Annotated in this window: 26 protein-coding genes, 2 pseudogenes and 2 other annotated features; of the genes and pseudogenes, 14 read left to right on the top strand and 14 right to left on the bottom strand. The window is 44.4% G+C overall.

The features are described from left to right. Position 1: 1 nt before the first annotated feature. The gene (gene fadN / locus BSU_32840; RefSeq protein ID NP_391163.2) at positions 2-2371 is read right to left on the bottom strand and encodes a bifunctional enoyl-CoA hydratase / 3-hydroxyacyl-CoA dehydrogenase; all 2370 of its coding nucleotides are present in this window, start codon (positions 2369-2371) and stop codon (positions 2-4) included. A gap of 174 nt (positions 2372-2545) precedes the next feature. Here fadN and yuzL point away from each other — a divergent pair, with 174 nt between their 5' ends. Next, positions 2546-2692, top strand: coding sequence for a hypothetical protein (yuzL, locus tag BSU_32849; RefSeq protein ID YP_003097783.1), 147 nt, complete (start codon positions 2546-2548; stop codon positions 2690-2692). A 24-nt stretch (positions 2693-2716) separates the two neighbouring features. Here yuzL and putM read toward each other — a convergent pair whose 3' ends face one another. Beyond that, complete coding sequence (putM, locus tag BSU_32850) at positions 2717-3625, bottom strand: proline dehydrogenase 1 (protein ID NP_391164.1); 909 nt, start codon at positions 3623-3625, stop codon at positions 2717-2719. A 94-nt stretch (positions 3626-3719) separates the two neighbouring features. Here putM and yuzM point away from each other — a divergent pair, with 94 nt between their 5' ends. The 4 genes from yuzM (at position 3720) to mdtP (ending at position 6558) form a co-directional block, all read left to right on the top strand. After that, on the top strand, positions 3720-3965 hold the full coding sequence (yuzM, locus tag BSU_32859) for a hypothetical protein (RefSeq protein ID YP_003097784.1): 246 nt from the start codon (positions 3720-3722) through the stop codon (positions 3963-3965). 12 nt (positions 3966-3977) lie between these two features. After that, entirely contained in the window at positions 3978-4310 is a 333-nt protein-coding gene (yusN, locus tag BSU_32860; RefSeq protein ID NP_391165.1) for a putative spore coat-like protein, read from the top strand. A gap of 158 nt (positions 4311-4468) precedes the next feature. After that, complete coding sequence (gene mdtR, locus BSU_32870) at positions 4469-4936, top strand: transcriptional regulator (MarR family, low level antibiotic resistance) (protein ID NP_391166.1); 468 nt, start codon at positions 4469-4471, stop codon at positions 4934-4936. Continuing rightward, entirely contained in the window at positions 4933-6558 is a 1626-nt protein-coding gene (gene mdtP, locus BSU_32880) for a multidrug-efflux transporter (protein ID NP_391167.1), read from the top strand. Before mdtR ends, mdtP begins: the two co-directional genes overlap by 4 nt. Positions 6559-6593: 35 nt before the next feature. On the opposite strand, the gene yusQ is transcribed toward mdtP, so the two are convergent. From yusQ to yusS, 3 genes are read right to left on the bottom strand one after another with little or no spacing between them, the layout of a single operon-like run. After that, positions 6594-6977 carry a hydratase of unidentified specificity (tautomerase superfamily) gene (gene yusQ / locus BSU_32890; RefSeq protein NP_391168.1) on the bottom strand — a complete coding sequence of 128 codons (384 nt, stop codon included), beginning with the start codon at positions 6975-6977 and terminating at the stop codon, positions 6594-6596. Between the two features lie 18 nt (positions 6978-6995). After that, complete coding sequence (yusR, locus tag BSU_32900; protein NP_391169.1) at positions 6996-7385, bottom strand: putative 3-oxoacyl-acyl-carrier protein reductase; 390 nt, start codon at positions 7383-7385, stop codon at positions 6996-6998. Between the two features lie 21 nt (positions 7386-7406). Next, positions 7407-7736: a conserved enzyme of unknown function gene (gene yusS, locus BSU_32910; RefSeq protein ID NP_391170.1), complete on the bottom strand. Its 330-nt coding sequence runs from the start codon at positions 7734-7736 to the stop codon at positions 7407-7409. A 133-nt stretch (positions 7737-7869) separates the two neighbouring features. Between yusS and yusT the strand changes: the two genes are divergently transcribed. Then, positions 7870-8757, top strand: coding sequence for a transcriptional regulator of unknown specificity (LysR family) (gene yusT, locus BSU_32920; protein ID NP_391171.1), 888 nt, complete (start codon positions 7870-7872; stop codon positions 8755-8757). Positions 8758-8776: 19 nt separating this feature from the next. Here yusT and yusU read toward each other — a convergent pair whose 3' ends face one another. The 5 genes and pseudogenes from yusU to yusYn all read right to left on the bottom strand — a co-directional run bounded on the left by yusU (position 8777) and on the right by yusYn (position 12476). Continuing rightward, positions 8777-9064: a hypothetical protein gene (yusU, locus tag BSU_32930; protein ID NP_391172.1), complete on the bottom strand. Its 288-nt coding sequence runs from the start codon at positions 9062-9064 to the stop codon at positions 8777-8779. 24 nt (positions 9065-9088) lie between these two features. After that, entirely contained in the window at positions 9089-9916 is an 828-nt protein-coding gene (gene feuV / locus BSU_32940; protein ID NP_391173.1) for an iron(III)-siderophore transporter (ATP binding component), read from the bottom strand. A 217-nt stretch (positions 9917-10133) separates the two neighbouring features. Then, positions 10134-10571 carry a spore lipoprotein gene (gene cotNW / locus BSU_32950; protein NP_391174.1) on the bottom strand — a complete coding sequence of 146 codons (438 nt, stop codon included), beginning with the start codon at positions 10569-10571 and terminating at the stop codon, positions 10134-10136. 109 nt (positions 10572-10680) lie between these two features. Beyond that, positions 10681-12189: a sequence feature (Evidence 5: Unknown function; PubMedId : 11741842; Product type e: enzyme), on the bottom strand. After that, positions 10681-12189: pseudogene (yusYc, locus tag BSU_32960) on the bottom strand. (Overlaps the previous feature by 1509 nt.) Further along, positions 12186-12476: a sequence feature (Evidence 5: Unknown function; PubMedId : 11741842; Product type e: enzyme), on the bottom strand. (Overlaps the previous pseudogene by 4 nt.) Continuing rightward, positions 12186-12476: pseudogene (gene yusYn / locus BSU_32970) on the bottom strand. (Overlaps the previous feature by 291 nt.) Before yusYn ends, yusYc begins: the two co-directional pseudogenes overlap by 4 nt. 133 nt (positions 12477-12609) lie before the next feature. On the opposite strand from yusYn, the gene yusZ reads away from it, so the two are divergent. Together yusZ and mrgA are read left to right on the top strand one after the other, a co-directional pair. Continuing rightward, positions 12610-13452, top strand: coding sequence for a putative short-chain acyl dehydrogenase (yusZ, locus tag BSU_32980; RefSeq protein ID NP_391177.1), 843 nt, complete (start codon positions 12610-12612; stop codon positions 13450-13452). A gap of 89 nt (positions 13453-13541) precedes the next feature. Beyond that, positions 13542-14003 carry a metalloregulation DNA-binding stress protein gene (mrgA, locus tag BSU_32990; RefSeq protein ID NP_391178.1) on the top strand — a complete coding sequence of 154 codons (462 nt, stop codon included), beginning with the start codon at positions 13542-13544 and terminating at the stop codon, positions 14001-14003. 43 nt (positions 14004-14046) lie between these two features. Here mrgA and htrB read toward each other — a convergent pair whose 3' ends face one another. Next, the gene (gene htrB, locus BSU_33000) at positions 14047-15423 is read right to left on the bottom strand and encodes a protease-associated chaperone for the extracytoplasmic folding and quality control of exported proteins (protein NP_391180.2); all 1377 of its coding nucleotides are present in this window, start codon (positions 15421-15423) and stop codon (positions 14047-14049) included. Between the two features lie 277 nt (positions 15424-15700). Between htrB and cssR the strand changes: the two genes are divergently transcribed. Continuing rightward, positions 15701-16378: a folding stress-sensitive two-component response regulator gene (gene cssR / locus BSU_33010; protein NP_391181.1), complete on the top strand. Its 678-nt coding sequence runs from the start codon at positions 15701-15703 to the stop codon at positions 16376-16378. Next, positions 16375-17730 carry a folding stress-sensitive two-component sensor histidine kinase gene (cssS, locus tag BSU_33020; RefSeq protein NP_391182.2) on the top strand — a complete coding sequence of 452 codons (1356 nt, stop codon included), beginning with the start codon at positions 16375-16377 and terminating at the stop codon, positions 17728-17730. The genes cssR and cssS overlap by 4 nt, the downstream gene beginning before the upstream one ends. A gap of 27 nt (positions 17731-17757) precedes the next feature. Here cssS and spxO read toward each other — a convergent pair whose 3' ends face one another. Then, entirely contained in the window at positions 17758-17922 is a 165-nt protein-coding gene (gene spxO / locus BSU_33029) for a regulator of SpxA degradation (protein YP_003097785.1), read from the bottom strand. A 167-nt stretch (positions 17923-18089) separates the two neighbouring features. Between spxO and yuxN the strand changes: the two genes are divergently transcribed. After that, positions 18090-18965 (top strand): putative transcriptional regulator, encoded by an 876-nt coding sequence (gene yuxN, locus BSU_33030; RefSeq protein NP_391183.1) that lies wholly within the window; start codon positions 18090-18092, stop codon positions 18963-18965. Positions 18966-19000: 35 nt separating this feature from the next. Here yuxN and fumC read toward each other — a convergent pair whose 3' ends face one another. Together fumC and yvzF are read right to left on the bottom strand one after the other, a co-directional pair. Further along, the gene (gene fumC / locus BSU_33040; protein ID NP_391184.1) at positions 19001-20389 is read right to left on the bottom strand and encodes a fumarate hydratase; all 1389 of its coding nucleotides are present in this window, start codon (positions 20387-20389) and stop codon (positions 19001-19003) included. A gap of 66 nt (positions 20390-20455) precedes the next feature. Beyond that, entirely contained in the window at positions 20456-20641 is a 186-nt protein-coding gene (gene yvzF / locus BSU_33049; protein ID YP_003097786.1) for a hypothetical protein, read from the bottom strand. A 117-nt stretch (positions 20642-20758) separates the two neighbouring features. On the opposite strand from yvzF, the gene gerAA reads away from it, so the two are divergent. The 3 genes from gerAA to gerAC are packed head-to-tail and all read left to right on the top strand — an operon-like array spanning position 20759 to position 24391. Further along, positions 20759-22207: a component of the GerA germination receptor gene (gerAA, locus tag BSU_33050; RefSeq protein NP_391185.2), complete on the top strand. Its 1449-nt coding sequence runs from the start codon at positions 20759-20761 to the stop codon at positions 22205-22207. Next, complete coding sequence (gene gerAB, locus BSU_33060; protein ID NP_391186.1) at positions 22176-23273, top strand: component of the germination receptor GerA; putative transporter; 1098 nt, start codon at positions 22176-22178, stop codon at positions 23271-23273. Before gerAA ends, gerAB begins: the two co-directional genes overlap by 32 nt. Continuing rightward, positions 23270-24391 (top strand): component of the germination receptor GerA, encoded by a 1122-nt coding sequence (gene gerAC, locus BSU_33070; protein NP_391187.1) that lies wholly within the window; start codon positions 23270-23272, stop codon positions 24389-24391. Before gerAB ends, gerAC begins: the two co-directional genes overlap by 4 nt. The last annotated feature ends 6 nt before the right edge of the window (positions 24392-24397 follow it).

The following is a 24397-nucleotide window of genomic DNA, read 5'->3' on the forward strand; positions in this document are numbered from 1 at the left end:
CCTAATTCCGTAAAGGTTTACCTTTCACAAGCATATGCTGCATTCTCGCTTGAGATTTTGCCTCTCCTGACAAACTCAAAAACGCTTCTCTTTCGATCTCCAATAAATACTCTTCATCAACCTCTGTACCAAACGGCACTTTTCCGCCCGCAATGACATAAGCGAGTTTTTTCGCGATCTTAAAATCATGCTCAGATATATAGCCGGACAGCTTCATCTGCTCAGCGCCAAGCAAGAGTGCCGCATAACCGGTTTCTCCCGGCACCTTGACCTTTTCTTTTACAGGCGGCCGCCAGCCGGTATCGTATAAAGATGCGGCCAGCTGCTTCGCATCGTATAACAGGTGGTCTTGATTCACGCTGATCTGATCCGTTTCTTTTAAGATGTTCATCTCACGAGCCTCTTGAGCGGAAGCGGACACTTTCGCCATCGCGATTGTTTCAAATGTTTTCATTGCCGCATTCATCGGATCATGGCCGCGGCGAAGATGGTTGATGTACAGCTCTTTGTTACCTCCTCCGCCAGGGATGAGGCCGACACCGGATTCCACAAGTCCCATATAGGCTTCGCTTGCCGCTTGAATGCGCGCCGCCGGCAGGCATGCTTCCGTTCCTCCGCCGAGCGTCATGCCAAATGGCGCGGCGACGACCGGTTTCGCACTGTATTTGATCTTCATCATCGTCTCCTGAAAACGGCGGATCACAAAATCAACTTCCAAAAAGTTGTCATCTTGGACTTCCATTAAGATCATGGCGAGATTCGCGCCGACGCAGAAATTTTTCCCTTGATTGCCGATGACAAGCCCCTTGTAATTCCGTTCTGTTTCCTCTAATCCTTTGTGGATCATTTGAATGATATCGAGGCCGATCGCATTGCTTTTCGAATGAAATTCAAGAAGGGCCACATCATCTCCAAGGTCAATTAAGCTTGCTCCGCTGTTTTTCGCAATCACGCCTTTTGTTTCTTTAAGTGCTTGTAAATGAATTCGTTTTTTGTTTTCTTTCACGGCTCTGTATTCGCCGCGGTCATAATAAAATACCGTTCCGTTCTCTTTGATGTAGAAGGTTTCATTTCCTTTGTCCAGCATCTCTTTTATCCAGCCAGGCATATCTGCTCCAAGCTGCTCAAGCTTTTCCGCTGACTGCTTGAGGCCGATGGCGTCCCACATCTCAAAAGGTCCCAGTTCCCAGCCGAATCCCCACTTCATGGCTTGGTCAATCGCATGAATATCATCGGCAATCTCGCCAAGCAGCTCGGCTGAGTAAAGCAGGGTTTGAGAAGTGATATTCCACAGCAAACGGCCGGCCCTGTCATCCGAATAAATAAGCGCTTTCATTTTGGCTTTTGTCCCTTTTGCCTGTTTTGCCGCTTCAAGTGCCGGTGATTTCATTTTTGTCCGCTCGCCGTAAGTAAGCGTCACTGGGTCAAGCTCATAAATCGTTTTTCCTTCTTTTTTATAAAAGCCTTGGCCGGCCTTGCTTCCGATCCACCCTTTTTCCAGCATATCGTTCATGAAGCTTGGAATGCGAAACACTTCTTTTTCATCGCCATCAGCTTTGTCATACACATTTCGGGCAACGTGGGCGAATGTATCGAGGCCGACCACATCAAGCGTTCTAAAGGTGGCGCTTTTCGGCCTGCCGATCAGCGGTCCTGTGATCGAATCAACCTCCCCGACCTGATAACCGCCTTTCAGCATTTCTTGGACTGTCACGAGAAGCCCGTAAGTCCCGATGCGGTTTGCGATAAAGTTCGGTGTGTCCTTTGCTGTAACAACGCCTTTCCCGAGGACATTTTCTCCGAAAGCTGTCATAAACTTTAAAATATCAGGATCCGTTTCCTTAATCGGAATGATCTCTAGCAGCTTTAAATATCGTGCGGGATTAAAAAAATGCGTTCCAAGAAAATGGGCTTTAAAATCATCCGACCGGCCTTCAGCCATTTCCTGCACTGATATGCCGGATGTGTTGCTTGAGACGATGCTTCCAGTCTTTCGATGTTCATCCACAAGAGCGAAAATTTTCTTTTTGACTTCAAGGTTTTCGACAACGACCTCAATAATCCAATCTGCTTCTTTCAGTTTTTCTGCATCATCCTCCAGATTGCCAGGTGTAATATAGGAGGTATTTTTCGCTGATGTGAGGGGAGCGGGCTTTTGTTTCAGCAGTTTTTTCATCGCCTGCCGGCTCAGCCTGCTGCGCACCTCCGAACTGTCCTTCGTCAGCCCCTTTTTTTCCTCTTCCTTTGTCAAATCGTTCGGCACAATATCTAGCAGCAGGACAGGAATTCCGATGTTAGCCAAATGCGCCGCTATCCCGGAACCCATTACCCCCGATCCTAAAACGGCTGCCTTCCGAATGTGTTTGTGCATGAGATATCCCCCTTGAACATTGAATGAATAGTCATTCATTTTTTGACTAAAAAAAATGAAACCCGTTTCTTCTTTCATCTTAAAAGATTTCCGGTTCGACTTCAATAGCTAATTTGTTATTTTTTTGTATGAAGCCTATAAAAGTCGGGCAACTTAAGCCCGGAGGTGAAGGGAATGGTACGAGAGAAAAAAAATCCGTCTTCAGCGGCAGTCAGCGCGGCGAGCGTAAAGGGAGATGCCGGTCCGACTCAGCATTACGGCGGCGGAAAACGGACAAGTCAAAATCAGCAGTATAAAAAACATAACATGGGACAATCATAATGCAGCTGCTTCCCACGGCTGCTTTCACTTTTTCAAAATTCCTTTTAACACAAACGCTGCATTGGCAGGCCGTTCGGCAATTCTTCTCATAAAGTAGCTGAACCAGTCCGTTCCATATGGGACATACACACGCATTCTGTAGCCTTCCTTGGCGAGTTCCTTCTGACGCTCCGGCCTGATGCCGTATAGCATTTGAAACTCAAATTGCGATGCGGGGATTTGATGTTCGGCGACGAGCTGTTTCGTAAATGCAATGATGTCATCGTCATGTGTGGCGACAGCCGTGTAGTTCCCGCTTAACAACTGCAGCTTTATTAAGCTCTGAAAATGAAGGTCCGTGCCTCTTTTGTCGGGAAACGCTACAGCCGCAGATTCTTTATAAGCGCCTTTTACAAGTCTGAGATTCGGCTTTAAGTCCCGCATCTTTCTGATATCTTCTGCCGCCCGGTACAAATACGCCTGAATGACCGTGCCGAGCTTCTCAAATTCCTGTTTGCATTGCCTGTAAATAGAAAGTGTCTGTTCATAATGAGAATAGTCTTCCATATCAATGGTCACAGCAACATCATATTGCTTCGCAACGGAAAGAATGGCGCGCAAATGAGTAAGAGCAAGTTCTTCTGAAAGATCGAGCCCGATTGAGGTCAGCTTAAGTGAAAGCTCTGAATTCAATTGATGTTCGGCAATGGCTTGAATGGCTTTCTTGCATTCCTCTGCGACTTGGTTTGCTTCTTTTTCCGAAGCTGCATACTCGCCTAAATAATCAATTGTTGCACACAAACCGGATCTGTTTAGCCTTTTGACGGTCTTAACCGCCGATTCAATCGTATCCCCTGCGACAAACCTTCGTGCTCCAAGCCGCGTTCCGTATGCTTTTGCGAACTTGGTAAGTGTTTTATTTTGAGATAAGAATAAAAACACATGTCTCAACATCCGACTCCCTCCCGCCGTCATCTTCAAAACACCTGTATATAACTCCCAGTCTGAAGGAAACTATAAAATGAACAGAAACCAAAGGAGGATCACAATGGATAATCAGCAGCAATCTCAAATGCCGCCTTCCGTTATTTCGACAAAGGATCATTTGTATCTCAATGACATGCTGAACTGGAATTTGCTCGCGATGAAAAAAGCGCATTTCATGGCGCAGCAGTGCCAGGATCAAACGTTAAAGCAAGAACTCGACCGCGTCGGACACATGCATCATGATCACTATCAAAGAATATTAAAGCACCTGCAGCCAGGCCAGCAGCAGTCCGGCTACATCCAATAAGGAGGCGCCAGAATGAATCAGCAAAATCAAAAAATCAGCAACCCGCAGACACCTGTACCGACAACATCGGAAATGAATGACAGAGATTTCGTCAACGAATTGCTGACAACCGAAAAATACATGACAACAGCTTATTGCACTGCCTTGCACGAATTCAGCCACGAGTCTCTTTATCAGGATATTCAATCCATTTTTGATGAGTCACAAAAAGCGCAAAGAAAACTATATGATCTCATGTTCCAATATGGATGGTATTCTGTTGAAGCGGAGGATTCACAAAAGCTGCAGCAGTCCTATCAAAAATTCCAGCAGACCATTCAGCAGCAGTCTCCTTATCAGCAATAACAACATTAGTAAAAAGGATACGATGTTCTTTCGGGCATCTATCCTTTTTTTGTGTAAAATCAGTTGACTTTTCATTTACGCTTATTTATATTTAATAAGCATTAACTATTTTGTCATTAAAATATATATACAGTGTATGTAACAGAGGGGAAATGAATATGAAGAGTGCGGATCAGTTAATGTCCGATATTCAATTATCGCTTCAGGCGCTCTTTCAAAAGATACAGCCTGAAATGCTGGAAAGCATGGAGAAACAAGGTGTCACCCCAGCGCAGCTGTTTGTGCTGGCCAGCCTAAAGAAACACGGCAGCCTCAAAGTTTCTGAAATTGCCGAGCGTATGGAGGTGAAGCCAAGCGCGGTGACGCTGATGGCAGATCGCCTTGAACAAAAAAATCTTATCGCCAGAACACACAACACAAAAGACAGGCGAGTGATTGATCTCAGTCTTACTGACGAAGGAGACATAAAGTTCGAGGAGGTTTTGGCGGGCAGAAAAGCCATAATGGCGCGCTATCTTTCCTTTTTGACGGAGGAGGAAATGCTGCAGGCGGCGCATATTACAGCAAAACTCGCACAAGCAGCAGAAACGGATGAAAAGCAAAACATGAAAAGAGGAAACGGATGAAAATGAGTAAAGAAGGCAAACAATCAAAACGAACGTTATTAATAACAGGCTTAATTATTGCCATGTTTTTTTCAGCCCTTGACGGTACCATTGTCGGAACGGCCATGCCGAAAATTGTCGGTGATCTGGGCGGTTTGAGCATGATGACCTGGCTGACAACTGCATATTTGTTAACATCAACAACCATTGTTCCAATTGCCGGTAAACTGGCTGATTTATTGGGACGCCGCATTGTCTATGTATCAGGTTTGATTATTTTTATGGCCGCTTCTGCTTTGTGCGGAATGGCCAACAACATGACGGAATTGATTATCTTCCGTGGACTGCAGGGCATCGGCGGAGGCATCATGATGCCGATGGCGATGATTGTCATCGGTGACTTGTTCACAGGAAAACAGCGTGCTAAATTCCAAGGTGTCTTTGGCGCAATTTACGGGCTGGCTTCAGTGATTGGGCCGCAAATCGGCGGCTGGATTGTAGACTCGTTAAACTGGAAATGGGTTTTCTATATTAACCTGCCAGTCGGAATTATTGCGGTTATTTTTATTGCCAGGGGATTACAGGGACGCCAGCAGACTGGTCCGATCAACTTCGATATCGCTGGTATTTTCACAATGATTGTCGGTGTGGTCAGCCTCCTGCTCGCCTTAAGCTTTGGCGGAAAAGATTATGCATGGGATTCATGGCAGATTCTTGGGTTGTTCGCTCTCGCACTGATCGGCATTGTCAGCTTTATCATCGTAGAATCAAAAGCAAAAGAGCCAATCCTGCCAATGTATTTATTTAAAAACAGAACATTTACATTTCTAAACTTGATCGGCTTCTTTATGAGTATCGGTATGTTTGGCGCCATTACGTTTGTTCCTTTCTTTATGCAGGGAATTGTCGGTGTAAGTGCGTCTGAATCGGGTACAATTATGACACCGATGATGATTTCTATGATTATCACAAGTATCATCGGCGGACAGCTTGTTTATAAAATTGGGATTAAACCGCAAATCATTACAGGCATGCTGGTTATGGCCGGCGGATTCCTGCTGTTAACGACATTGGATCTCGACACGAGCAAGCTTGTCGCTACATCTTTTATGGCGATTATTGGTCTGGGAATGGGTCTTGTTATGCCGATTCTGACATTGGCTTTACAGGAAAGCTTTTCGAAGGAGGAGCTTGGAGTTGTCACTTCATCCAGCCAATTCTTCCGTTCTATCGGCGGAACATTCGGCATTACCATGCTGGGAGCCGTAATGAATGCGAGATCAGGAAATCTATTAACAGATAAATTGGTTCCATATTTAGACTCTCTTCCGGCACAGGCAAGCTCGTTTGCCGCCCAGCTAAAGGGTATGATTGATACAAATCCGCAAGGGCTGCTGCAATCACTGTTCAGTCCGGACGCGGTCAAACAAATCCCTGCGGCTTTCTCATCCCATATTGTGCCGATTTTAAAAACATCGTTGATGGATTCGCTCCACAGCGTGTTTTATACGGGCCTGATCTTTATCGCAGTCGGAGCCGTATTCACCTTGTTCTTAAAACCTATCAAGCTATCAAATAAGAAAGCGGAAGACCAACAAGAAAAAGAGAAGGCGGCAAAAGCCGTTGAATCACCTTCCCATTAATAGAGCACCCCGCGGGTATCAATCCGCGGGGTTTTTTATTCAATCATCTGGGCTCTTCCATTTCCGAAAGACCAATCCTCATCCTGATTTCCGGCCAGCATGATAAACACATCTTCTTTTCTTACACCAAGCTCGGAATGAATCCGGCTCGCGATTGAGCGGTAAAGTGCTTTTTTCTGTTCAGTTGTTCTTGACTGTTTCAGTGTAAAATGAATGTATATCAGTTCATCAGTACGCTCGACTTGGAGATAAAATGGATCATAAAAAAATTCGCTTTTTTCATATTGTCTGATGACTTGGAAATAGTCATCTTCCGGCACATTGATTTCTTCAATCATCGATTGGTGGATAGTCCTGCTCAGTTTTTGAAGCCACACTTCGCTTCTTCCCGACCGTAAATGAATCTGTACAAATGGCATCTCCCCGCATCCCTTTCTTTACAGCGTCTGTCCGCTGTCAATTGTGATAATTTGGCCTGTGAGTGATTCCTGTTCAATTAGTGAACAAATCAATTTGGCAACATCATCTGGTTCAGCAATACACTGCAGCAGCAAAGAGCCGATCATGCTTTTCATTTTTTCTTCCCGTCCGGCCCACCATCTCGTTGCCACAGCTCCTGGTGCTACACCGCTCACTCTGATTTCAGGCGCTAAGGCGTGGGCCAATGATTTCGTTAAACCGTGCACCGCTGATTTTGATACTGCGTAAGGCATTGATGAGCCGGCACCAGTTATCCCTGCGATGCTGCCGACGTTTACGATCGCCCCGTCCTTGCTTTTCTTCATGAACGGAACCACTGCCCGCGCGCAGAAAAACATCCCTTTCACATTGACGGCATACAGCTCATCCTAGACGTCTTCTGTCGCAGCCTCAAGATCATCCATTGGAATATGCCGTGTAATGCTGGCATTGTTGACTAAAATATCAACCGTGCCGTGTGTGTTCACGATTGCTTGAATCATATCCTGCACGTCGCTGTTTTTGGATACATCTGCTTGGATGGCGAAGGCTTGCCCGCCAGCTTTTTGAATCATTTCCACTGTTTCCTCCGCTTCTGATTGCGAGCGTGAATAATTCACCGCCACAATCGCCCCACGCTTTGCCAATTCCATACTGGCTGCTTTTCCGATTCCTGTGCCGCCCCCCGTTACGAGAGCTATTTTGTTCAAGACATTCATTGCCGCCACTCCTTGCTGTTGACTAAAGTATATTTCTGATTCCATTGTAATCCAGCTTTGATGTTACGTATAATGATTGTTAAAGATACTAGATATCACTCAGATTGATAGTAAACGAACGGAGGAGTTCAAAATGGAAAGCGGAGATTTACGTGTGTTTCAAATGGTAGCTCGTGAAGGGACCATTACGAAAGCAGCCCTGCAGCTTGGCTATGTACAATCGAATGTCACGGCCAGAATTCAACAATTGGAAGCTGAGCTGGGTACCACACTGTTTTTGCGCCATAATCGGGGCATGACACTTTCTGCAAGCGGAAAATTGCTGCTGGACTACGCAAATAAAATTATAGGCCTTCTTGATGAAGCGTCTAAAGCGCTCTCATCCTCCGCAGAACCAAGCGGGCCGCTTATGATCGGCTGCACTCAGACAACCGCCGCGGTAAGGCTTCCAAAGCTTCTGGCATCTTATTATGAAGAACATCCAAACGTCCAGCTGTCTTTAACAACAGGACATACGCAATTTCTCCTTGATAAAGTTCTTCGTTATGAATTGGATGGCGCGTTTATCGGATGCGAATGCCATCATCCTGAGCTCGAATCCTATCCTGCGTTTGAGGAAGAACCAGTAGTTGTTTCGGCTGCCTCCGTGCCCGATGTTGAGGAAGCCATCACAAAGCCGATTCTCGTTTACAGCACAGGCTGTTCGTATCGAGAAACACTTGAAAAATGGCTGCGTTCCGTCGGTGTCACACAGCCGGTCATTATGGAATTTGGGACGCTTGAAGCAATTATCGGCGGGGTTACAGCAGGTCTTGGCATCTCGTTGCTGCCAAGAACGGTTGTGCAGAAACATGAAGCAGAAGGATCAATTCGATTGTACCCGCTGCCTGAAGCTCTCAGCCAGATGAAAACAGAGTTTATTGTTCGAAAAGATTCGTTTATCAGCAGCGCGCTGAGAACCTTTATGGATTCCTTTACGCCAGTTAAAACGGCTGAATCACAAAAAAGCAGTCTGCTATAATGAACAGACTGCTTTTTGGCTATTGTTTGTTTCGATGCGCTTCATTTAATTCCTTAATATGCTGAATGATCTCTTTAATGCCCTGCTTCGCGTCGGGGTATGTCGCATTCCAATGCTTAGCGAGCGGAGGCATGCTTTTGGCTATATGGGTGTACAAAATCCATTGCTTCACTTCTTCTTTTAGCTCATCGTTTGTTTCACCAAGCAGAAGCTCAGTATACTTCTCCAGCAATCCATCAAGCTGCTCCTGAAGTTTTTGTTCCATTTTCCATCTTCCTTTCGAAAAAACAGCAAGGAGCTTTCTCAATTGAAAGCTCCTTCGCTGCGTTATTTATCCATGTGATGTGAAAGCCGCTTCCTGGACAATGCATCTGCCCCTGCCATGAGGAATGCAAAGAGGCGTTCCGAAGAGCGGGTCCTGTGTAACCTGACAGTTCATAGAAAACACATTTTGCACAAGATCACAAGTGATGACCTCTTCCGGACGGCCTTCTGCATAAATCCGTTTATCTTTTATGGCCACAAGATGATGCGCATAGCGGCACGCCAAGTTTAAGTCATGGAGAACCATAACAATCGTCCGGTCTTCCTTTTCATTCAGCTCAAACAGCAAATCAAGAATTTCAATTTGATGCGTCATGTCTAAATACGTCGTCGGCTCGTCAAGAAGGATGATATCCGTTTCCTGGGCAAGCGTCATCGCGATCCAAGCCCGCTGGCGCTGTCCGCCTGACAAAGAATCAACGGCACGGTCAGCCATGTCCTCAAGCTTTGTTGCTTTAAGCGCTCTTTCAACTGCTTCCTCATCCTCTTTTGACCACTGCTTCAGCCAGTTTTGGTAAGGATATCTTCCTTGCTTCACCAGCTGATGCACCGTCAGCCCCTCTGGAGCCGAAGGACCTTGGGGCAGGATTGCGAGCTCTTTTGCGACTTCCTTCGTCGGAAGCTTGGCAATCGCTCTTCCTTCCAGCAGCACTGAACCGCCTCTCGGCTTCATCAGGCGCGCTAATGAACGTAAAAGTGTCGATTTTCCGCAGCCATTGCTGCCAATAAATACGGTAATTTCACCTTTGGGAATTGTTAAATTCAACTCATCAATAATAACGGCATCCCCGTATCCTAAGCTCAGCGTTTCTGTAGAAATTGCACTCATACCCATAACCGCTCCTTTTTGCTGGCTTTTTAGCAGCACTATGTATTGCACGTTTTCTATATACATGCTTTTAAGTCAATTGTCATCAATGCAAATGATTCCGATATTCAGCCATTTGATATGGTCATATATCCCTCATTGTAGCAGAAAACACTGACTTTGAAAATCATTTTCAATTAGTTTTATGGACATAATTGACGTTTATGGGTTTTTTATCACAAGATTACTTCTTGATTTCTCTGATGGAGCCGTCCTTCAGCTTCAATTTTAAATCGATATGATCATAATGACTGTCCAGATTAAATGCTGCCAGCACACTGTGTATCACTTCTGTTTCAGCCATTTGGTCTGTCACGGAAAGCTCGCTCAAAATCATTTTCATCTCATCTAACGCTTCTTCTCCTTCCTGATTGACACCGGAGAGCTTATCCTGTATTTCCGCTTTTTCCTGAGTCCCGTTCTTTGTATAGATTCCTTCATAACGGTTATGCTCACCATCCCCGTAGCTCACACGAAGCGAAAAATTACTGTAGGGAACGGACTTCAGCTGGGTGACGGCTGTATTTTCTCCTTCTGCCTGATGCTGGTCTTCATTGAAACGGCAGCCCGCAATCAGAACCACTGCGAGACATACAGCCCCGGCTGCTCTGATCAAATGCATATGTTTCCCCCCTGTAGGATTCCATTTATTTTAGGTATATCCAGAGAATGAAATCCTCATTCAGAGAAGAATTGAAAAAGCCGGGGCATTTAACGCCACGGCTTTTTCTTTAAGATTCGGTCATTTGTAAAAAGGTTTCGGCGTCACGCACAGCCAGCTTGATGGCATTCTCCCAGAAATCGCGCTTTGTGATGTCAGCGCCCAAATGCTTCATCGCCAAATCCTCCACTGTCATAGAAGCCGTATCGCGCAATAGCGCCATATACTTCTCTTCGAATGTGTCTTTTTCTTCAAGCGCCAACGCGTAAATACCAAGAGAAAACAGGTAGCCGAATGTATAAGGGAAATTGTAAAACGGCACCCTCGTGATGTGAAAATGAAGCTTTGATGCCCAAAAAAGCGGATGATATTCTTCTAACGCATTGCAGTATGCCTCTCTTTGCGCCTCTTCCATCAGCTCATTCAAGCGGCTGGCCGGTACCACTCCCCGCTTTCGTTCCTCGTAGAATCTCGTTTCAAATAGAAATCTTGCGTGAATGTTCATGAAGAACGCAACGCTTCTTTGCACTTTATCCTCCAGAAGAACAAGCTTTTCTTCCCTCGTCTCGGCCTGCTGGACAGTCGCGTCCGCCACTATCATCTCTGCAAACGTTGAAGCTGTTTCTGCAACGTTCATGGCGTAGGAACGGTTTAACGGCCTGACGTTGAGCATTGCTTCCTGATGGAACGCGTGCCCGAGTTCATGCGCAAGGGTAGAGACATTTGAGGCGCTTCCCGAAAATGTCATGAAAATCCGGGATTCCCCGCTGTCCGGAAAACTGGTGCAAAAGCCGCCGACTCTTTTTCCGCTCCTGTCTTCCGCCTCAATCCAGCCGTCCCGAAACGCTTTTTCAGTGAATGAGGACAGCTTTTTGCCAAACGTTGAAAACTGGCTGGTAATGATATTTGCGGCTTCATCATACGAATAGACCTTTCCGTCAGAACCGATCGGTGCCTCGACATCGTACCAGCTGAGTTTTTCAAGGCCGAGCATGGATGCTTTCCGGTTCAAAAACTGAACGAACGGCTTCTTGTTTTCAGTGATGACCTGCCACATCGTATCAAGTGTTTCTTTTTTCATCCTGTTAATTTGCAGCGGTTCCTTCAGGACATTCTCCCAGCCGCGCGCTTTATAGGTTTCAAGCCGGAATCCCGCCAAATGATTCAGCGTGCTGCTGAAAATATCTTGCTTGCTCTCCCAAGCTTGGCGGAAACGTTCATATACTGTTTTTCTGACAGTACGGTCTTGATGATCCATCATATTCTCCGCCTGACCGACAGACAATTGCTTGTTTTCACCGTTTTCCTCATACGGGATCGTCATTTTCCCGACAACCATATTGTATAAGTCACTCCAAGCGTGATATCCGTCCACCGCAAGGTTTCCGATCAGTTTTTCCTTACCGGGGCTAAGCTTTTCGGCAACCCTCTGTCTTCTTTCATTTAATATGTAAGAAACATCGCGCAATCCCGGTTTTGTTAACAATTCATTCCACACGTCTTGATTAATGTCCACAAGTTTATGATCTAATGTAACGAGCGACGATTGAAAATCTGCGGAAAGCCGATTCATGAGGCCTGATGCTCTATAGCCTTTTGATCATTGATATTCTGGGCCTGGAGGCAAGCAACAAAAGCGCCGGCCTGCTGAAGCTTGACGGATGTCTGTTCGAATAAATCAAGCAACGCGGTCAGCCCTTCAGCCTCTTCAGGCGATTCAGGCACCTGAAACGCATCAGTCCTGTCTTGAAATGCACGCAGACTTTGTGACAGCTTCTCAATATAACCTTTGAATTCTTCCGATTGGCTCCCGCCCTTAAAAAATGAATCAAGATCCCATCTTTGGCCTACCCCTTGCAGCGCCATATCACAAAACCCCTTTCCTTCTTTCGTTCTATTATAGAACAATTCTGAATTATTGTATAAAAATTTCTATTACAGGCGTCATTTCGTGTTCAGGATAGTACAATAGCTGTAGCAGTTTAATAGGAGGGTTAGGATGAATAAAAAAATAGCCATCGTGACAGGAGCGTCCAGCGGCTTCGGTCTGCTGGCAGCTGTAAAGCTTGCCCGATCATTTTTCGTGATAGCCACATCAAGACAGCCTGAAAAAGCGGAACAGCTTCGAGAATTGGCTGCAGCACACAATGTGTCTGATTCTATTCACATTACAGCTCTCGATGTCACCGATGAACAATCTATAGTCTCATTCGGAAAAGCTGTTAGTGCTTACGCCCCGATCGATTTACTCGTTAACAACGCCGGAACGGCTTATGGAGGATTTATCGAGGATGTGCCGATGGAACATTTCAGACAACAATTTGAAACGAATGTCTTCGGTGTGATCCATGTGACAAAAACCGTGCTGCCTTACATAAGAAAGCATGGCGGCGCAAAGATTATAAACGTGAGCAGCATCAGCGGACTGACAGGATTCCCAGCGCTGTCGCCATATGTTTCTTCCAAGCATGCATTGGAAGGTTTTTCTGAAAGCCTGCGTATCGAGCTGCTTCCGTTCGGTATCGAAACCGCTTTGATCGAGCCGGGCTCATACAAGACATCGATCTGGTCAACGTCATTATCAAATTTTATGTCGGTGCCTGCTGACGATTCAGCCTATCATCAATACTATAAAAAGATCCTTTCCTATGTTCAAAAAAACGGAGAAGAAAGCGGAGATCCCCAAGAGGTTGCCGACCTCATTTATCAATTGGCAACAAAACAGCACATAAAGAATTTGCGATACCCGATCGGAAAGGGCATCAAGCTCACCCTGCTGTTCCGATCGCTTTTTCCTTGGTCTGCGTGGGAGTCTATCCTGAAGAAAAAGCTATTCAGCTGATCTAAATTATAATTATTATAATTTAGTATTGATTTTTATTTAGTATATGATATAATTAAGTCAACAGATCACAAGGAGGACGTTATCTTATGAAAACTGAAAACGCAAAAACAAATCAAACATTAGTTGAGAATTCACTGAACACACAATTATCAAACTGGTTTCTTTTATACTCTAAGCTCCACCGTTTCCATTGGTATGTGAAAGGGCCTCATTTCTTTACATTGCACGAGAAATTTGAAGAACTTTATGACCATGCGGCTGAAACAGTGGATACCATCGCTGAGCGCCTGCTGGCGATTGGCGGACAGCCTGTTGCCACAGTGAAAGAATACACTGAGCATGCATCTATCACAGACGGCGGAAACGAAACATCAGCATCAGAAATGGTACAAGCATTGGTAAACGACTACAAACAAATCAGCAGCGAATCTAAATTCGTGATCGGCCTGGCTGAAGAAAATCAAGACAATGCGACAGCGGACTTGTTTGTCGGATTAATTGAAGAAGTTGAAAAACAAGTGTGGATGCTTTCCTCTTATTTAGGGTAACAAAAAAGCTGAACCTTAATCGGGTTCAGCTTTTTGTTTTTTCTTAGCTTGAACTGCTTTCTGTCTGCTTGGTCAGTGTTGCGTTCAACGTTTTCGTTTTTCCCTTTCGCAGCACTTGGATTGTTGTTTTATCTCCGACTTTTAAGTCTTTGTAAAGGATCTGACGGATATCCGCACTGCTTTCCACGTCTTTACCGTTTAGTTTGACAATGACATCCTCAGATTTAATACCTGCTTTTTCTGCCGGCGAATTTGCTTGAACTTCTTTTACATAAACACCTTTGCCCAATTGATCTCCAAACAGGCCGAGCGTATTTTCCTGATAGGTTTCAGGAACTTGTGACATGTCAATCATCTGCACGCCTAAAAACGGACGGTCCACCTTCCCGTTTTGCAGCAGCTGGTCAACAATCGGCTCGACATCATTGCTTGGGATCGCAAATCCAAGTGATTCCACGCCGCTTTCGCTCACCTTCAAGCTGTTGATGCCGATGACCTGGCCGCTTGCATTGATTAATGGGCCTCCGCTGTTCCCCGGATTGATCGCTGCATCGGTTTGCAGCACGTTCATTTCCACCGTCCCCTGTGTTGTATCCACATCAATTGTCCGGTTCAGTCCGCTAATGATACCTTGTGTCACTGTACCGGAAAACTGCTGTCCGAGCGGGTTACCGATAGCGATTACCTTTTCGCCAGTGCGCAGCTGTGAAGAGTCACCAAAGCTCGCCACTTTTTTTACATTCTTGCCGCTGATTTCCAAAACTGCCAAATCAGTAATGGTATCGCTGCCGACAAGCTTGGCAGTTTCCGTTTCTCCGTTGTATAGCGTAACAGTCAGCTTGTTCGCGCCTTCAACGACATGGTTGTTTGTAATGATATACGCTTTATCGCTGTCTTTTTTGAAAATAACACCTGACCCGGTTCCGCTTTCACTTTCTGAGCTGGAGCCTCCTCCCGTGCCGAATGTGTTATTTTGAGAGGTTTGGATATTTGAGATTCCGACAATCGTAGGCTCTAAATCCTCTACCATATCAGCGATGTTTGATGCGTTCGTTATCGGCGCCGTTGTAAAATTATCAGACTGCACCTGTTTATTTGCGGAAGCGGTTTCGGTCGCCTGATTTTGGTCTGACGGCAGATAAGGCGCGATGCCAAGCATGAGGCCCCCGCCGATAATACCGCCTAAAATCGGGCTCAGCCATGCGGCTCTCCGTTTCTTTTCTTTTTTCACAGCCGTTTCTTGCTTTTCCATTTCTAAAGCAGAAGCCGTTTCCTGCCGTCCCGCTTCATACGACACAGGCGCGTCAAGCAATTCTTGTTCAGAATGTCCAATCAGCTTCTGGTTTTCTGTATTCTGCTGTTCTGTATGTGAAGGTTCAGTTTGATGTTGATCGTTTTGGCCATCACGTCGATAATCCATGTTCTTACACTCCTTTAACGGTTATTCATTTATCGTTACATATTCATCGCATGTACAAGTTCAATTGTCCCAATAATGAGGAGAAAAGCAAAGCACCAAAATAGAATATGTTTGATCATCCTACATCTTCCTCGCTCTTTTTCTCTTCCTTTCTTCCCTTAACCATATCATAAACAAACATTGTGGGATAAAAATGAAAAGAATATGTGAAATTATGAAAATTGCCTGCCGTATGTTAAAACTAGTTTATAATGACGTTGAAAGGATGTGAAGAGCCTTGTCATACACCATTTATCTAGTTGAAGATGAGGATAACCTGAATGAACTGCTGACGAAGTATTTAGAGAATGAGGGCTGGAACATTACATCTTTTACGAAAGGTGAAGACGCCAGAAAGAAAATGACACCGTCTCCCCACCTATGGATTCTCGATATCATGCTGCCGGATACCGACGGCTATACATTAATAAAAGAAATCAAGGCGAAAGATCCTGACGTGCCGGTCATTTTTATTTCCGCCCGAGATGCGGATATTGACAGAGTGCTTGGCTTAGAGCTTGGCAGCAATGACTACATTTCAAAGCCGTTTTTGCCGCGGGAGCTGATTATCCGTGTGCAAAAGCTGCTGCAGCTCGTATATAAGGAAGCTCCTCCTGTCCAAAAAAATGAAATTGCCGTCTCCTCGTATCGGGTCGCTGAAGACGCCCGCGAGGTCTATGACGAAAACGGGAATATCATCAATTTGACGTCAAAGGAATTTGATCTGCTGCTATTATTTATCCATCATAAAGGGCATCCATACTCTCGTGAGGATATCCTCCTAAAAGTGTGGGGACATGACTACTTCGGAACAGACCGGGTCGTTGATGATCTCGTCCGGAGACTGCGCAGAAAGATGCCTGAATTGAAGGTGGAGACGATTTACGGTTTCGGCTACAGGATGATGTCATCATGAAAAACAAGCCGCTCGCGTTTCAGATATGGGTTGTCATATCCGGCATCCTGTTAGCGATATCGATTTTACTGCTTGTGTTATTTTCAAACACGCTGCGAGATTTTTTCACTAATGAAACGTATACGACGATTGAAAATGAGCAGCATGTTCTGACAGAGTACCGCCTGCCAGGTTCGATTGAAAGGCGCTATTACAGCGAGGAAGCGACGGCGCCGACAACTGTCCGCTCCGTACAGCACGTGCTCCTTCCTGAAAATGAAGAGGCTTCTTCAGACAAGGATTTAAGCATTCTGTCATCTTCATTTATCCACAAGGTGTACAAGCTGGCTGATAAGCAGGAAGCTAAAAAGAAACGTTACAGCGCCGACGTCAATGGAGAGAAAGTGTTTTTTGTCATTAAAAAGGGACTTTCCGTCAATGGACAATCAGCGATGATGCTCTCTTACGCGCTTGATTCTTATCGGGACGATTTGGCCTATACCTTGTTCAAACAGCTTCTGTTTATTATAGCTGTCGTCATTTTATTAAGCTGGATTCCGGCTATTTGGCTTGCAAAGTATTTATCAAGGCCTCTTGTATCATTTGAAAAACACGTCAAACGGATTTCTGAACAGGATTGGGATGACCCAGTAAAAGTGGACCGGAAAGATGAAATCGGCAAATTGGGCCATACCATCGAAGAGATGCGCCAAAAGCTTGTGCAAAAGGATGAAACAGAAAGAACTCTATTGCAAAATATCTCTCATGATTTAAAAACGCCGGTCATGGTCATCAGAGGCTATACACAATCAATTAAAGACGGGATTTTTCCTAAAGGAGACCTTGAAAACACTGTAGATGTTATTGAATGCGAAGCTCTTAAGCTGGAGAAAAAAATAAAGGATTTATTATATTTAACGAAGCTGGATTATTTAGCGAAGCAAAAAGTGCAGCACGACATGTTCAGTATTGTGGAAGTGACAGAAGAAGTCATCGAACGATTGAAGTGGGCGCGGAAAGAACTATCGTGGGAAATTGATGTAGAAGAGGATATTTTGATGCCGGGCGATCCGGAGCAATGGAACAAACTCCTCGAAAACATTTTGGAAAATCAAATCCGCTATGCTGAGACAAAAATAGAAATCAGCATGAAACAAGATGATCGAAATATCGTGATCACCATTAAAAATGACGGTCCGCATATTGAAGATGAGATGCTCTCCAGCCTCTATGAGCCTTTTAATAAAGGGAAGAAAGGCGAATTCGGCATTGGTCTAAGCATCGTAAAACGAATTTTAACTCTTCATAAGGCATCTATCTCAATTGAAAATGACAAAACGGGTGTAACATACCGCATAGCAGTGCCAAAATAGACTGTAGATGTTTTGCAGTCTATTTTTTTATGTGAAAGAATAGCCGTTAAAATCTCTGTAATTTGTTTTGAGCGGCTGTTTGCATTGATGAACCCATTTTTTCTCTGACAAGGTCTGCTTCGGATATTTGACTTTCTCCACTTTGATTCCTCTGTTTCGCAAGCGGCTGATCATTTCGTCCAATTCTCTCATTCTAGATTCACCCTTTCGCTTGAGCTTTGACCATTCGGTCATCTCAATTTATAATATAAATAATACATGATAAAAAAACAAGTTACAATAAGGTTAATTTTATAACAGACGGTGTGACTATATGGTCATATCCTAGCAGGCCTCCGGGCTCCGAAAGGGTGGAACCATTGAAGGAAAAAGAAAAACTGATTATTGAAACAGCCTTAAAACTATTTGCCCAAAAAGGATACAACTCAACATCAGTCCAGGAAATCGCAAAAGAATGCAAAATATCTAAAGGCGCTTTTTATATTTATTTTCCTTCGAAAGAAGCGCTTCTTCTCTCTATGCTGAACTACTATTATGATAAAACGTTTACCCGAATTTTAAATATTAAAACGAAGGGCGACAGCCCCAGAACGGCTTACCGTAAACAGCTGACCGTCCTCTATGAAAACATTCTTGAACACAAAGATTTTATCAGCATGCAGTTGAAGGAGGGTTCTCTGCCTTACACAGAAGAAGTGGAGCAATGCGCAAAAAAAATCCGCCAGTCCTCACTTCAATTTCATATCGACAGCCTGCTGAACATCTATGGAAAAAAAGCGGAACCGTACACTGCTGAGCTTTGTTTTTTAATAGAGGGCATCAGCCAGATTTACCTGGAATGCATGATTTTGCTCGGGTACACTGTGAAGCCGTCTCAATTAGCTGATATCATTATGAATCGAATTGATGATATGGTAAAAGGCATGTCTGAACGAAACGATAAGCCTTTCATCACATTGGAAGAGGCGAGCTCTTTATTCGGACCTCTTACGCACGGACGGCCTGACCCGCTGACTGAATCAATTGTGAAAAGCCTACGTGACAAAATTAACAGCTTAAACACAAACTCCTCTCTTGAATTATCGGAGAGCTTGGACATACTTGAAGCAGAAATGAAGAAAAAAACACCGAAGCTGGCGATCATAAAAGGAATGATTCATAATCTGACGGAGTCTGAAGCTCTCGCCAAAGATGCGGAACAGCTTAAATATTTATTAAAACAGCAACATATTTAGAAGAACGGCTGCTTAAAAAGCAGCCGTTCTTCCTATTACGCCTTTGGTTTTACCATGTCTTCCGGCTTAACCATTTCGTTAAATTGCTCCTCTGTCAGCAATTCAAGCTTCAAAGCTGCTTCTTTGAGCGTCAATCCCTCTTTATGGGCAAGCTTGGCGATTTTCGCCGCGTTTTCATAACCGATATGCGGGTTCAGCGCCGTAACAAGCATTAATGAATTTGACAGGTTTTCCTGAATGGTTTCTTTATTAGGCTCAATACCGACAGCACATTTATCATGGAATGAATTCATGCCGTCACTGAGCAGCTGCACAGATTGCAGGAAGTTGTAAATAATAACAGGCTTAAACACGTTCAGTTCAAAGTTCCCCTGACTCGCCGCAAAGCCGATTGTCGCATCGTTCCCCATGATTTGCGCTGCGATCATTGTTAACGCTTCGCTTTGTGTCGGATTGACTTTACCAGGCATAATAGAGCTTCCCGGCTCATTTTCAGGAATGACGATCTCCCCGATGCCGCAGCGGGGTCCGCTTGCGAGCCATCTGACATCGTTCGCGATTTTCATTAAGTCAGCCGCAAGCGCTTTTAATGCGCCATGCGCATAAGTGATTTCGTCATGGCTTGTCAGCGCGTGGAATTTATTCGGCGAGCTGCTGAACGTTTGGCCGGTCAGCTTAGTGATCTCTTCTGAGACAAGCTCTCCAAACTCTGGGTGGGCGTTGATACCCGTTCCGACAGCCGTTCCACCAATTGCAAGCGCACGCATTTTATCTGTCGCTTCCAAAATCATTTCCTTCGAACGGTCCAGCATGTGAACCCATCCGCTGATTTCCTGTCCGAGGGTCAGTGGCGTAGCATCCTGAAGATGCGTGCGTCCGATTTTGACAATATCATTGTATGCTTTTGCTTTTTCATCCAGTGTATTGCGAAGCTGATCAAGCGCCGGCACAAGCTGCTCGTAAACAGCCAAAACAGCGGCAACATGCATCGCAGTCGGGAATGTGTCGTTTGAGCTTTGGCTTCGGTTCACGTCATCATTTGGATGAATCGTTTGATCAGAGTTCTTCTCTTTTAATAAAGCAGTCGCACGGTTGGCTACCACTTCGTTCATGTTCATATTGCTTTGTGTGCCGCTTCCGGTCTGCCATACGACAAGCGGGAAGTTGTCATCGTACTTGCCTTTGAGCACATCATCACAAACCGCTGCAATCGCTTCTGCTTTTTCAGCGTCCAGATTGCCGAGGCGTTTATTAGCTAGAGCAGTGCTTCGTTTTAAAATTGCAAACGCCTTCACAACACGCATCGGCATTTTTTCAGAACCGATCTTAAAGTTCTCCTTGCTTCGCTGTGTTTGGGCGCCCCAAAATTTATCAGCAGGAACTTTTACTTCTCCCATGGTGTCTCGTTCAATTCTGTATTCCATTTATGTATCCCTCCATAACGGTTGCTTCAATAGATCATAATTCGCCAATGACACAAAAAATCCTTTTTATTTTTCGATCTTGGCAGATTTTAATTTTAATTCAAGATATACGCGGGAATCCTTTGAATATTTGTATTTTGGATTTGTCCTGCCGTACTCCTTTGATGTATAAGAGACATCATAATGCTGTTCAAATGATCTAATGAGCTGTTCAATTTCTTCTTGTTTTCCAGCTAGCCTTACCTGTGCCACTTCGTATCCTCCGCTTTCATAAAAAAACTTACTCCATGAAATACTCTAACACAGTATATCATTTTTTTAACAGGAAAAGATAACCTCTACTAAGGTTTTGGATAAGAGGTGACCTCATTGGAACAAACAGAGTTTAAGGAATATATACACGATAATTTAGCATTGGTGCTGCCAAAATTAAAAGAAAACGATGATCTGGTGAAAAACAAAAAAATGCTTGCGAACGGACTGGTTTTTTACTATCTCTATTTCAGTGAAATGACTGATGAGAATAAGGTGTCAGAAGCCATTAAAACTTTGATTAAAGATGAGGAGACCTTAACGCTTGACCAGGTCAAAAAACGCCTTGACCAGCTTGACGCAAGACCTGTTGAAACTGCAAAAAAAACGATTGAATCGATTCTCAACGGCAATTGTGCTGTGTTTATCAACGGATTGGATAAAGCCTATATTCTGACCACAGGAAAGAAAAAAACAAGAAGCCTGACAGAGCCGACAACTGAAAAAGTGGTTCGCGGCCCAAAAGTAGCGTTTGTAGAGGATATTGATACAAATCTCGCTCTGATCAGACAAAGAACCTCTCATCCGAAATTGATCACCAAAAAAATCATGATCGGCGAAAACAAGCTGAAGCCTGCAGCCATTATGTACATTGAAGGCAAAGCAAAAAAGTCCGTCATAAAAGAAGTGAAGGCGCGGCTTAAAAATATCCAGCTGGAAGATATCCAGGACAGCGGAACGCTCGAGGAGCTCATTGAAGATAATAAATATTCACCATTTCCGCAGATACAAAATACGGAAAGACCTGACAAAGTATCTTCAGCCCTGTTTAACGGCCGTGTGGCAATTTTGGTCGACAGTTCACCATTTGTGCTGCTGGTGCCGGTTTCTCTCGGCATCCTGATGCAATCCCCGGATGACTACTATGAACGCTGGATTTCAGCATCTCTTATCCGGTCGCTGCGCTTTGCTTCTATCTTTATCACCTTGTTTTTGTCATCGATTTATATAACACTTGTTTCCTTCCATCAGGGGCTGCTGCCGACCGCACTCGCCGTCACGATTTCGGCGAACAGGGAAAACGTGCCGTTCCCTCCGATATTTGAAGCCCTGCTGATGGAAGTCACCATCGAGCTGCTAAGGGAAGCCGGACTGCGACTCCCCAATCCGCTCGGACAGACGATCGGCCTCGTTGGGGGCGTAGTCATCGGACAGGCTGCTGTAGAAGCGAATCTCGTCAGTTCGATTTTGGTCATTGTCGTCAGTGTCATTGCCCTGGCATCCTTTACCGTTCCTCAATACGGAATGGGTCTGTCTTTCCGGGTGCTGCGTTTTATTTCGATGTTTTCCGCCGCTATTTTAGGGCTATACGGCATTATTTTATTTATGCTTGTCGTTTATACGCACTTAACGAGACAAACGAGCTTTGGGTCTCCGTATTTTTCGCCAAACGGATTCTTTAGCCTGAAAAATACGGATGACTCCATTATCCGTCTCCCAATTAAAAACAAACCAAAAGAGGTGAATAATCCAAATGAGCCAAAAACAGACTCCACTGAAACTTAATACCTTTCAAGGTATTTCTATTGTTGCAAATACAATGCTTGGGGCCGGACTTTTAACATTGCCGCGAGCGCTGACCACTAAGGCTAATACGCCTGACGGCTGGATCACGCTGATATTAGAAGGTTTCATTTTTATTTTCTTCATTTATTTAAACACGCTCATTCAGAAAAAACATCAATACCCTTCACTCTTTGAATATTTGAAGGAAGGGCTTGGGAAATGGATCGGCAGCATCATCGGCCTTTTGATCTGCGGCTATTTCCTCGGCGTAGCCAGCTTCGAGACACGGGCAATGGCTGAAATGGTGAAGTTTTTCCTGCTGGAGAGAACCCCAATTCAAGTCATTATTTTAACGTTTATTTGCTGCGGCATTTATTTAATGGTTGGGGGCTTAAGCGATGTGTCGCGGCTGTTTCCCTTTTATTTAACGGTAACCATTATTATTTTGCTGATTGTGTTCGGGATCAGTTTTAAAATTTTTGATATCAATAATTTGCGTCCTGTTTTAGGCGAAGGCCTTGGACCCATTGCAAACTCCCTTACCGTCGTTTCCATCTCTTTTTTAGGAATGGAAGTGATGCTGTTTCTTCCTGAACATATGAAGAAAAAGAAATACACGTTCAGATATGCGTCTCTAGGATTTCTGATTCCGATTATCTTATATATCCTTACGTATATTATCGTTGTCGGAGCTTTGACCGCTCCCGAGGTGAAAACGCTGATTTGGCCGACTATTTCTCTCTTTCAGTCCTTTGAGCTTAAAGGCATATTTATTGAACGGTTTGAATCCTTTTTACTGGTGGTCTGGATTATCCAGTTTTTCACCACATTTGTCATTTACGGATACTTTGCCGCTAACGGGCTAAAGAAGACATTTGGATTATCGACTAAAACAAGCATGGTGATTATCGGCATAACGGTCTTTTATTTTTCTCTCTGGCCGGATGACGCCAATCAAGTCATGATGTATAGCGATTATCTTGGCTATATTTTTGTCTCCCTGTTTCTGCTTCCGTTCATTCTCTTTTTCATTGTAGCTCTCAAGAGGAGGATTACAACAAAATGAAAATCCGGATTTTATGTATGTTTATATGCACCCTATTGCTGTCCGGATGCTGGGACAGTGAGAATATCGAGGAATTAAGCTTAGTGATCGGAATAGGGCTAGACAAGCCTGACGATGAAAATTTAGAGCTGACACAGCAAATTCTCGTGCCGAAAATAATCAGCGCCAAGGAGGGCTCTTCATCTGATCCGACACAGCTTTCTATCACAAAGGGTAAAACTGTCCATCAAATGATGAGAACCTCTGCATTAAAGCATAAGCCTACGTTTTCACAGCATTTGCGTCTCATTCTGCTTTCCAAAAGCGTGATTGCGGATCAAATTGGAATGGACGCCATTATTAACCAGTTTGTCAGAGACAACGGAACAAGGAGGAGTTCCTACGTCTTTATCACCAACGGCCGAACTAAGGATATATTTAACATGAATGATGAAGGCGAACCCGCATCCAACGTGATATATGATCTGACAGAGAATAATAAGGTGACGATCAGAACGATGGAGCCAGTTACATTGGGGGAGATCTCAGAACACTTAACCTCTGACGATTCATTCCTCATCCCTCATGTCGGTAAGGAAAACGGCAAGCTCGCGATAAACGGAGCCTCTATCATAAAAAATAAATTATGGCACCGGGACCTCACCCCGATTGAGGTTCAAAATATCAGCTTATTTTCAGGCACTGTCGAGGGAGGCGTCATTGACTTGAAGCGCGATGGCCATCTCTTTTCTTATGAAGTATATTCAAGCAATCGGAAGATCAAGACGGCATACAAGGACGGAAAGTTCAAATTCACCGTTACCCGCAATATTGAAGGTCGTCTATCTGAGGACTGGAATCCCAATGAAGACTCGTTTAAGGATTCATATATTAAAAGTATTGAAAAGACAGTCGAAAAACGAGTACACGAAACAGTAACGTCATTTATTACAGAGAAGCTGCAGAAAGAGATCAAAGCGGACGTAACCGGGCTGGGAAACGAGGTCAGAATTCATTATCCTCAAAAGTGGAAAAAGATTTCAAGAAAATGGGATGATGATTATTTCAGCAATGCGGAAATAGACTACCGGGTCAATGTGATTGTCAGAGACTTCGGAACGAAAGGCGCAAACAAATAGCAGCCG

It is taken from the genome of Bacillus subtilis subsp. subtilis str. 168 (genome assembly GCF_000009045.1).
GTDB classification, from domain to species: domain Bacteria; phylum Bacillota; class Bacilli; order Bacillales; family Bacillaceae; genus Bacillus; species Bacillus subtilis.

Bases quoted from the DNA above. Each gene is read 5' to 3' on its own strand.
- yusS (NP_391170.1), bottom strand. From the start codon at position 7,736: ATGAATGTCTTGAACAAAATAGCTCTCGTAACGGGGGGCGGCACAGGA.
- feuV (NP_391173.1), bottom strand. From the start codon at position 9,916: ATGGGTATGAGTGCAATTTCTACAGAAACGCTGAGCTTAGGATACGGG.
- fadN (NP_391163.2), bottom strand. From the start codon at position 2,371: ATGCACAAACACATTCGGAAGGCAGCCGTTTTAGGATCGGGGGTAATG.
- yuzL (YP_003097783.1), top strand. From the start codon at position 2,546: ATGGTACGAGAGAAAAAAAATCCGTCTTCAGCGGCAGTCAGCGCGGCG.
- mdtP (NP_391167.1), top strand. From the start codon at position 4,933: ATGAAAATGAGTAAAGAAGGCAAACAATCAAAACGAACGTTATTAATA.
- htrB (NP_391180.2), bottom strand. From the start codon at position 15,423: ATGGATTATCGACGTGATGGCCAAAACGATCAACATCAAACTGAACCT.
- spxO (YP_003097785.1), bottom strand. From the start codon at position 17,922: ATGAGAGAATTGGACGAAATGATCAGCCGCTTGCGAAACAGAGGAATC.
- gerAC (NP_391187.1), top strand. From the start codon at position 23,270: ATGAAAATCCGGATTTTATGTATGTTTATATGCACCCTATTGCTGTCC.
- yusQ (NP_391168.1), bottom strand. From the start codon at position 6,977: ATGCCATTTGTACAGATTCATTTACGGTCGGGAAGAAGCGAAGTGTGG.
- putM (NP_391164.1), bottom strand. From the start codon at position 3,625: ATGTTGAGACATGTGTTTTTATTCTTATCTCAAAATAAAACACTTACC.
- cotNW (NP_391174.1), bottom strand. From the start codon at position 10,571: ATGCATTTGATCAGAGCAGCCGGGGCTGTATGTCTCGCAGTGGTTCTG.
- mdtR (NP_391166.1), top strand. From the start codon at position 4,469: ATGAAGAGTGCGGATCAGTTAATGTCCGATATTCAATTATCGCTTCAG.
- cssS (NP_391182.2), top strand. From the start codon at position 16,375: ATGAAAAACAAGCCGCTCGCGTTTCAGATATGGGTTGTCATATCCGGC.
- yusT (NP_391171.1), top strand. From the start codon at position 7,870: ATGGAAAGCGGAGATTTACGTGTGTTTCAAATGGTAGCTCGTGAAGGG.
- yusZ (NP_391177.1), top strand. From the start codon at position 12,610: ATGAATAAAAAAATAGCCATCGTGACAGGAGCGTCCAGCGGCTTCGGT.
- fumC (NP_391184.1), bottom strand. From the start codon at position 20,389: ATGGAATACAGAATTGAACGAGACACCATGGGAGAAGTAAAAGTTCCT.
- yusN (NP_391165.1), top strand. From the start codon at position 3,978: ATGAATCAGCAAAATCAAAAAATCAGCAACCCGCAGACACCTGTACCG.
- mrgA (NP_391178.1), top strand. From the start codon at position 13,542: ATGAAAACTGAAAACGCAAAAACAAATCAAACATTAGTTGAGAATTCA.
- gerAB (NP_391186.1), top strand. From the start codon at position 22,176: ATGAGCCAAAAACAGACTCCACTGAAACTTAATACCTTTCAAGGTATT.
- yuzM (YP_003097784.1), top strand. From the start codon at position 3,720: ATGGATAATCAGCAGCAATCTCAAATGCCGCCTTCCGTTATTTCGACA.